General features: G+C 48.6%; 4 protein-coding genes and 2 pseudogenes. 1 reads left to right on the top strand and 5 read right to left on the bottom strand.

Annotation, left to right across the window (positions count from 1 at the left end):
* A pseudogene (locus tag EAH77_RS13670) lies at positions 1-284 on the top strand (IS4 family transposase); the annotation flags it as partial.
* 54 nt (positions 285-338) lie between these two features.
* On the opposite strand, the gene EAH77_RS13665 reads toward EAH77_RS13670, so the two are convergent.
* From EAH77_RS13665 to EAH77_RS25540, 5 genes and pseudogenes are all read right to left on the bottom strand, one after another.
* The gene (locus tag EAH77_RS13665) at positions 339-1,322 is read right to left on the bottom strand and encodes an alcohol dehydrogenase catalytic domain-containing protein (RefSeq protein WP_140473354.1); all 984 of its coding nucleotides are present in this window, start codon (positions 1,320-1,322) and stop codon (positions 339-341) included.
* Between the two features lie 158 nt (positions 1,323-1,480).
* Positions 1,481-3,148 (bottom strand): cation/acetate symporter ActP, encoded by a 1,668-nt coding sequence (actP, locus tag EAH77_RS13660; protein ID WP_140473353.1) that lies wholly within the window; start codon positions 3,146-3,148, stop codon positions 1,481-1,483.
* Positions 3,145-3,456: a DUF485 domain-containing protein gene (locus EAH77_RS13655; RefSeq protein WP_140473352.1), complete on the bottom strand. Its 312-nt coding sequence runs from the start codon at positions 3,454-3,456 to the stop codon at positions 3,145-3,147. The genes actP and EAH77_RS13655 overlap by 4 nt, the downstream gene beginning before the upstream one ends.
* Positions 3,457-3,510: 54 nt before the next feature.
* Positions 3,511-5,472 (bottom strand): acetate--CoA ligase, encoded by a 1,962-nt coding sequence (gene acs / locus EAH77_RS13650; protein ID WP_140473351.1) that lies wholly within the window; start codon positions 5,470-5,472, stop codon positions 3,511-3,513.
* Between the two features lie 378 nt (positions 5,473-5,850).
* Positions 5,851-6,187 (bottom strand): annotated as a pseudogene (locus EAH77_RS25540) (integrase core domain-containing protein); the annotation flags it as partial.
* Positions 6,188-6,502: the final 315 nt, after the last annotated feature.

Raw genomic sequence — 6,502 nt, 5'->3', positions numbered from 1 at the left:
TGGTCTCCTATAATCTGCTGAGAAAGGAAATGGTTGATATAGCAGGGGAGGCTGGAGTCATACCGACGCGAATTAGCTTTGTTGCGGCATTAAATATCCTGGTATCGCAGGTCAGAGTGAGCGGTAAAGGTGCTGCGGGAAACATCCCTAAGCATCTGAAAGGAATGAGGGAAAATGTAAAAGCGTTTATCCTTCCGGAAAAAAGAAAGCACCGACGATACGATCGTACAGTGCTTTACATACCACCTAAATATCCGTTCAGTTTTAAGTCACGTGAGGCTTAAGTGAACGGCATTAATCCAGTTGATGGCCTTTTTACACTTTATAACGTGGATATTTTACAGTTCAGCAACATATTTGACGCCGTCGTTGTTCAGTTTCATGGCATTTAAAGCTTCAGGCAATGAGGCAAAGGCAACGGTTTTAATCGTGGGCATACGTAACTCACCGCGTGATATTTGTTTGAGCATATCTCCGGCCGCTGCAACCAACCTCAGCCACTGCGCTGGTGAACCATGTGAATGAATAGCCGCAAGCGCGATCTCATGGAGTGAAATACTGGTGCTGAAGGGTGGCACCGGAGACTTTTCCACCCGATCCTGCACCGAGACAAGGTGCCCATAATATCCGAGTAAATGGCCGAGTGATTCCGCACTTTGTTGGTTCACCATATCGAAAGCAGCATGCAGAAACTGGCCCTTTAGCGCCGACTGCAGCTGTTCCTGCCAGTCTGACTGGTGGTAGTCAAACGTAACTATTGCCCCTTTTTGTTGGAGAAGTGTGTGATGACGTTCACTTGCCGTGGCATATACGCGGGCATTGGCCTGCGTGAGCAGTTGCGTCAGTATTCCCCCAACGGCTCCACCAGCACCATTAACGAGTACCGAACTGCCAGCCAGTTCAGGGACGCGCTTCATTGCTTGCCATGCGGTCATTGCTGGGCAAGGAAAGGCGGCCGCCACGATATCTGTTAATGCCTCAGGGATAGGGATCAGCGCGTGAGCAGCGACTACGGTGTGGCGCGCAAAGCTACCTGCAAACCGTAAGTCCGTATGGTAAGCCACCCGGGTGCCTATTCGCAGATGCTGTACACCTGATCCTAGAGCAATGATTTCCCCCATTCCATCCACGCCAGGAATATGCCCGCTTTGCCATGTCTCAGGCGCACTCGCCAAAATCTTCCAGTCCACAGGATTCAAACCCACGGCTTTATTTTTAATTAACACATGATCGGCTTTAAGCGCAGGAAGCGCGGTCTCTTTAAATACCAGCGCGTCAGGTTCTGACTGCTCTTGCCAAATCCAGGCCTCGGTCATGAACATATTTGCCTCCTTGTCTTAAATATCGACTTAACAGCATTAACTACTCTGCGTTAATGAGCAATGGATAAGGGAGTAATACAGAATTGTCTGGCTAATAAAATAGGCAGCGTTTAAGCAGAAAAGCCAGAGCCCACTTAGGCTCTGGCTGTATTACTTAGTCAATGATTAGAGCTTTGGGATATACCGATGCCAGTCTGAGAACGCACAAATTGTGGATGGAAGCGCTCTCTTTCAAGTTGGCCCTCACGAGAGTGATCGGTGATTGAAAAAAACCAGATACCGACAAATGCAACGATCATCGAGAATAGTGCAGGATACTCATAAGGGAAAATAGGTTTGGCATGTCCCAGAATTTGCACCCAAATGGTCGGACCGAGAACCATCAGGATAATCGCCGTCAATAAGCCTAACCAGCCACCCACCATAGCCCCGCGGGTCGTGAGTTTACCCCAGTACATCGACAGCAGGATAATGGGGAAGTTACAGCTGGCAGCGATAGAGAATGCCAGACCAACCATGAAAGCGATATTTTGCTTCTCGAACAAAATACCTAGCAGGATCGCGATGATCCCCAGAAGTACCACGGTAATTTTTGACACCCGCAGCTCATCTTTTTCCGTCGCTTTACCATCTTTAATCACGCTGGCATACAGGTCATGGGATACCGCTGAAGCCCCGGCTAATGTCAGCCCTGCTACCACGGCCAGGATTGTAGCGAATGCCACGGCGGAAATGAAGCCGAGGAAGAAGCTGCCTCCAACCGCATCCGCAAGATGGACTGCCGACATATTGTTACCGCCGAGCAATGCACCGCTGGCATCTTTAAACGCAGGATTCGAGCTTACCAATACGATGGCACCGAAACCGATGATAAAGGTCAGAATATAGAAGTAGCCTATAAAACCCGTCGCATAAAAGACGCTTTTACGCGCTTCCTTGGCATCGTTTACAGTAAAAAATCGCATCAGGATATGAGGCAAACCGGCTGTACCAAACATCAGTGCCAGCCCGAGAGAGAGGGCGGATATCGGGTCAGTTACCAGTCCTCCTGGGCTCATAATGGAAATACCTTTCGGGTGAATTGCGACCGCCTGCTGGAAGAGAGTATTGAAGTTGAAGTTGACCGACTTCATGACCATCACGGCCATAAAAGTTGCACCGGCCAGCAGCAACACGGCTTTGATGATTTGCACCCAGGTCGTTGCCAGCATGCCGCCAAACAAGACGTAGAGCACCATCAGGATACCAACGAGCACTACCGCAACGTGATAATTCAGGCCAAATAGCAGCTGAATCAATTTCCCCGCACCTACCATCTGCGCAATCAGATACAACGCCACCACTACCAGTGAGCCACAAGCTGAAAGCGTTCTTATTGGCTTCTGTTTTAAGCGGTAGGACGCCACATCAGCGAACGTATATTTACCCAAATTGCGTAATCTTTCAGCGATCAAAAACAAAATGATCGGCCAGCCAATTAAAAATCCAATTGAGTAAATCAGACCGTCATAACCCGAGGTATACACCAACGCCGAGATCCCCAGAAAGGAGGCGGCAGACATGAAGTCACCCGCAATGGCCATGCCGTTTTGCAAACCGGTGATCCGTCCGCCTGCGGTGTAATAATCCTGACGTGAGCGTGTGCGTTTTGAAGCCCAGTAGGTGATGTACAATGTTGCGCCAACAAATAAAACGAACATCACAATCGCTTCAATATTCAGCGGCTGCTTTTTCACTTCACCGGCGATGCCTTCCGCCGCCAGTGTGCTTAATGGGATAATCAGCAAACTCGAGAGCGCGATCAACCCTGAACGACGGGCGTTCATAGGTTCACCTCACGGATGATATCGGCAGTCAGGCGGTCAAACTCCCCATTGGCACGAAAGACATAAATGCCTGTCAGCACAAAAGAAATGACAATCAGCCCTACACCAACAGGAATACCACGCGTAATGGTTGCACCTTCGTACAGTGGCGTACCCAGCCATTGAGGTTCAAAAGCAATCAGGAAAATAAAGGCGACGTACATCACCAGAGTGATAGCGGAAAGTAGCCACGCGAAGCGGCTACGTTTTTCGACTAACTCTCTGAAACGCGGATTATTTACAACTCTTTGATAAATGAGATCATTCATCTCAGTGGCTCCTGTGAGGCATTGATAGAGTTCACCGCGCCAGAGCGGTGAAAATTAGGACGGCACGTTCATTGATTGTTTTTCTTCCAACAGTTTTTCGACGACGCTCGGATCGGCGAGTGTCGAGGTATCTCCCAAATTGCTAGTATCACCGGCGGCAATTTTGCGCAGTATGCGGCGCATAATTTTCCCCGAGCGAGTTTTCGGTAATGAATCGGTCCAGTGCAGAATGTCAGGTGTGGCAATCGACCCGATCTCCTTGCGGACCCAGTTACGCACTTCTGCATAAAGCTCCGCTGAGGGTTCTTCGCCGTGATTGAGGGTGATGTAGGCATAAATCGCCTGGCCTTTGATGCTGTGAGGGATCCCCACGACCGCTGCTTCGGCGATTTTTGGATGTGACACTAATGCGGATTCGATCTCAGCAGTGCCCAGACGGTGGCCTGAAATATTCAGAACGTCATCCACACGGCCCGTTATCCAGTAATAACCGTCTTCATCTCTGCGTGCGCCATCACCGCTAAAATACATATTTTTGAAGGTGGAGAAATAGGTTTGCTCGAAGCGGTCATGGTCACCAAACAGTGTCCGGGCCTGGCCCGGCCATGAATCAGTGATGACCAGATTACCTTCGCATGCGCCTTCCTGAGGTACACCTTCGTTATCGACTAACGCCGGTTGTACACCGAAGAATGGGCGGGTTGCGGAACCGGCTTTCAACTCGGTAGCCCCTGGCAGCGGTGTTATCATGAATCCACCGGTTTCAGTCTGCCACCAGGTATCGACGATCGGACATTTACTGTTGCCGATTTTTTTGTAATACCACTCCCAGGCTTCTGGATTAATCGGTTCCCCAACAGAACCCATAATGCGCAGTGACTCACGGCTTGTACCTTCAATGGCTTTATCACCTTCTGCCATCAGGGCCCGGATTGCCGTAGGCGCGGTATATAAAATGTTCACTTTATGTTTGTCGATAACCTGCGCCATACGGTTCGGGGCAGGGTAATTTGGCACACCTTCAAACATCAGTGAAATGGCACCACAGGCCAGCGGCCCATAAAGCAGATAGCTGTGACCCGTCACCCAGCCGACGTCGGCAGTACACCAATAGATGTCGCCTTCATGATAATCAAAGGTGTATTTGAAGGTCAGTGCGGCATAAACCAGATAGCCACCTGTGGTGTGCAGTACCCCTTTGGGTTTACCGGTCGAACCGGAGGTATAGAGGATGAACAGCGGATCTTCGGCATTCATTTCTTCTGGCGGGCAATCAGCCGATACTTCTTTCACGGCGTCATGCCACCATATATCGCGCCCTTCGTGCCACTCACCTTGCTTGCCGGTACGTTTAAACACCACAACGTTGGTTACACTGGTGACCGCAGGGTTTTTCAGCGCATCATCCACGTTCTGTTTGAGCGGAATTGTGCGTCCCGCACGTAAGCCTTCATCAGCGGTGATGACAAGTTTTGAGCTGGAATCGACGATGCGTCCGGCCACTGCTTCTGGCGAGAAACCAGCAAAAATCACCGAATGCACGGCGCCAATGCGTGCGCAGGCCAACATAGCTACGGCAGCTTCGGGCACCATCGGCATATAGATAGCCACGACGTCGCCTTTCTTGATGCCAAGCCCTTTAAGGACGTTGGAAAATTTGCAAACATCGTGATGCAGTTGTTTGTAGGTGACTTTTTTACTTTCTGCCTTGGGATCATCCCCTTCCCATATGAGCGCTGTGCGGTCACCATTTTTTTCAAGATGGCGATCCAGGCAATTGGCAGCCAGATTAAGCGTGCCATCTTCAAACCAACGAATATCAATATTGCCCGGTGCAAATGACGTATTTTTCACTTTTGTAAACGGTTTTATCCAGTCCAGGATTTTGGCTTGTTCGGCCCAAAACTGGTCGGGACTTTCCACAGACTGTTGATAGTACTGTTGATATTTCTCAGGTGTGATCAGGGTATGCTCTGCAATAGAAGCAGGAATAGAGTGCTTATAAATGTGGCTCATGGTTTTTCTCCTTTGATTTGTTAATGATATGTCAATCAAAAGTTAATTGTAGTTTGCCTTGAGGCTTTGTTTGGCTTTTGGGGGGCAGATCACGCAAACAGAGTAAATTCAGCAAGATGACATTATTTGCCGTGACCTGAGGCGCAGTTAAAGGGTCCGTACGAACGTTATTATCAACTGCATGAATATTTCATAACGATATTATTACCAGCGACGTAAAGTAGTGATGTGACTTACAAATAACGAAAAAGTAGACATTTTGTTAACCAAAACTTAATTCATTGATGAGCTATATAGAATCTACTGGGTGAATAATGAAATTAGATGTCAATTAATTCACTCATAGGTTTGACCTGTCCCCTAAATTAAAAACAGGACTCACTGAGTTATGTCATTTTTGTCACTGTCAAAATTCCCATACGCCAGCTTGCTGCAAACTTCCGTGGAGTCAGATAGTTCAGCGTCGAATGTGGTCTATAACCGTGATAACCCTTCCGCCATTCACAAATAGCATTTCTCGCAGGGGCTATGTCGCTGAACCCATGTCGTTCAGGCACTTATCCTGAAAACGGCCACTGAAGCTCTCAATAAATCCATTCTGTGTTGGTTTACCCGGCTGAATACGCTTCAGTTCTACCTCATGTTCAAATGCCTACAGGTCCAGAGCCGGGCGGGGAAACTCAGGACCCTGGTCTGTTCGCACTACTGTTGGATACCGGTATGTTTTTTACGTCAGGTATAAAAAATAGCATCGGAAATGGCGTACTTACGGCAGAGTTCTTTGGCAGAAATGCCAACTTTGGCTTTACGGAGAATGCTGGTGATCTGTTCGGCGGAGAGACGCTTCTGCATGGGTAATGTCCTCATAATGTTGATGAGACATGACTATAATAGCGGCGTATTAGTTTTGGGGAACCGGTCAGAGGTATTTTGTGCTTGAATAAATTCGGGTTGCTTGAGGGTTTTGTTGTCCACGCTGAGACAATTAACTCGATATCATCTTGAGTAACAGATTGCTTTGCTTCAGGCC

The organism is Ewingella americana (assembly GCF_006438725.1).
In the GTDB taxonomy this organism is placed as follows: domain Bacteria; phylum Pseudomonadota; class Gammaproteobacteria; order Enterobacterales; family Enterobacteriaceae; genus Ewingella; species Ewingella americana_A.
Note: the sequence above shows the minus strand (reverse complement) of the source record. Positions and strands in the feature narration are given on the sequence as shown.